Below are 2,323 nucleotides of genomic sequence, written 5' to 3'. Positions count from 1 at the left end.
TAAGAACAGGGGTGGAAGGAATCGAACCCTCCTCTGGAGTTTTGGAGACTCTTATTCTACCGATGAACTACACCCCTTCAAACAATATGCATTTTTGCACAAAGATATTTATACCATAAACCAACAGATATGTCAATTATAAAATACATTTTTCAGTATTTTATATTTCATCAGCTGCTTCCTTTATGTTACTCACTCCCACCAATGCAATACCATCTACTTTTTTTATTGTTTTCACAGACACTGCCGGCAATATACATCTTTTAAATCCTAGTTTTTTTGCCTCAAGCACTCTCTGTTCTGCCTGAGAAACAGCACGAACCTCTCCTGCCAATCCCACTTCTCCAAAGACAATCGTATCTGAATGAATTGCCCTATTTTTATAACTGCTTATCAATGCCATGACAAGAGCCAAATCCATCGCAGGCTCATTTATTTTCATTCCACCTGCCACATTTACATAAGCATCATAGTCCCCCATCTGTATTCCAACTTTTTTCTCAATAACAGCCATCAACAGGTTTACTCTGTTATAATCTGTTCCTACCGAAGTCCTTCTTGGCATACCAAAATTTGTGTGGGAAATCAATGCCTGTATCTCCACTAAAATAGGTCTTGTACCTTCCATAAGACACGCCACAACCGAACCTGATGCCTCTTCCGGTCTGCCTTCCAGCATAAACTCTGATGGATTTAACACCTGATGCAATCCATCCTCCCTCATCTCGAATACACCAATTTCATTGGTAGAACCAAATCGGTTTTTGACCCCGCGAATAATACGATACGATGCATGTCTGTCTCCCTCAAAATAAAGTACCGTATCGACCATATGCTCAAGCACTCTGGGTCCTGCGACAACACCCTCTTTGGTGACATGACCAACGATAAAAACAGGTATCGTACAACCCTTTGCCATCTGCATAAGAGTATTTGTGGACTCTCTTACCTGACTCACACTTCCAGGCGCTGAATTGATATCCTCCCTAAAAATAGTCTGAATAGAATCAATGACTACAGCATCCGGTTTCAATTCCGTCACAATAGCTTCAATAGCATCCAGGCTTGTCTCTGCAAGTAATTGAAGTTTATCATTGAATTGTCCCATTCTGTTTGCACGAAGCCTTATCTGTTTTAAAGACTCTTCACCGGATATGTATAGTATATTTTTACCATTGTTCGACATATTTCTGCATACTTGCAATAATAATGTAGATTTACCGATGCCCGGGTCTCCACCGACAAGTATCAGACCTCCCGGAACAACACCACCTCCGAGAACCCTGTCAAGCTCACTAAATCCTGTTGTAATTCTCTCTTCATCATTTGCCGTAACCTCATTAATCGCCACCGGTCTGCTATTTAGAAGGCTTCTTTTGGTCAATTTATTTTTGGGACCCACCGGTTCTTCAACAAATGTTCCTACCTCACCACATCCCGGACATTGCCCTAACCATTTTGATGATTCATATCCACATTCCTTACAGAAGAAAACCGTCTTATCTGACTTTGCCATAACTCTGCGCTCCATTCTTATGGTACATACTATATACACTTACTAAAATACCATTATAGAAACAATAAACACCACAAATATCTGCTCATACAATCATAGCAGCCACTTGACGGTCTTATTGCACAAATAATGCTGTTACACTCATATAGCATTGATAAAATATAATTATCTTTGTCACTATACCAGTGCAACAGCTTTGTTTCATTACATTATATATTCGATGCTTTAGGCTGCCACAATCTTAACCATTGTCATACTACTCTTTTGCAATTCCACGTCAAATGTAATCTTTCCGCCAACATCTGTTTTAGAAACACCCAAATTTTTATCTCCGACAAACACATTATATTCCTTACCGGATTCGAGCTCTAATGTAATCTGTGTATGTCCGACACCTTCTACAAAGAATGTAACCTCATCTGCTGTTTCTTTAAAAACATTTACTGCCGTTCCCGGAATTGATTCATATACGAAAGTTCCATTTCTCTCTAATTTGGTTATCTCATGCCATGTTTTTACCTTATAGATATCACCTGCGACCTCAAAATCTGCAAGTTTTTTCTTTTCAGGTAAATCATAATTACCAAAACTAATAGAACCATTACTTTCTTTTTTGATTAATTCCTTTATTGTTGCCATTTCATCCTCCTGTTTTTTTGTCATAAAGTGATTACAAATAATTGTATTGCAACACATTTTTAATCTGCTTCGCAGATAGTGTTGCAAGCAGGCAATCACTTTTCTTCGAAAAGTGATTACAAATAATTGTATTGCAACACATTTTAATCTGCTTCGCAGATAGTGTTG

At 38.4% G+C, this 2,323-nt stretch carries 2 protein-coding genes and 1 tRNA gene; all 3 read right to left on the bottom strand.

The window, feature by feature from the left end:
• Positions 1-6: 6 nt before the first annotated feature.
• Positions 7-77: transfer RNA gene (locus tag Q5O86_RS09215), tRNA-Trp, on the bottom strand.
• A gap of 83 nt (positions 78-160) precedes the next feature.
• Positions 161-1,516 carry a DNA repair protein RadA gene (gene radA / locus Q5O86_RS09210; protein ID WP_302626854.1) on the bottom strand — a complete coding sequence of 452 codons (1,356 nt, stop codon included), beginning with the start codon at positions 1,514-1,516 and terminating at the stop codon, positions 161-163.
• 225 nt (positions 1,517-1,741) lie between these two features.
• A complete protein-coding gene (locus Q5O86_RS09205; RefSeq protein WP_302626853.1) occupies positions 1,742-2,155 on the bottom strand; it encodes an endosialidase in 414 nt (137 codons plus the stop codon).
• Positions 2,156-2,323 lie beyond the last annotated feature (168 nt).

This window comes from uncultured Eubacterium sp., assembly GCF_937958975.1.
In the GTDB taxonomy this organism is placed as follows: domain Bacteria; phylum Bacillota; class Clostridia; order Lachnospirales; family Lachnospiraceae; genus Eubacterium_G.
Note: the sequence above shows the minus strand (reverse complement) of the source record. Positions and strands in the feature narration are given on the sequence as shown.

What these genes read in the sequence shown, in the direction of transcription:
- radA (WP_302626854.1), bottom strand. Translation starts at nt 1,516, where the DNA reads ATGGCAAAGTCAGATAAGACGGTTTTCTTCTGTAAGGAATGTGGATAT.
- Q5O86_RS09205 (WP_302626853.1), bottom strand. Translation starts at nt 2,155, where the DNA reads ATGGCAACAATAAAGGAATTAATCAAAAAAGAAAGTAATGGTTCTATT.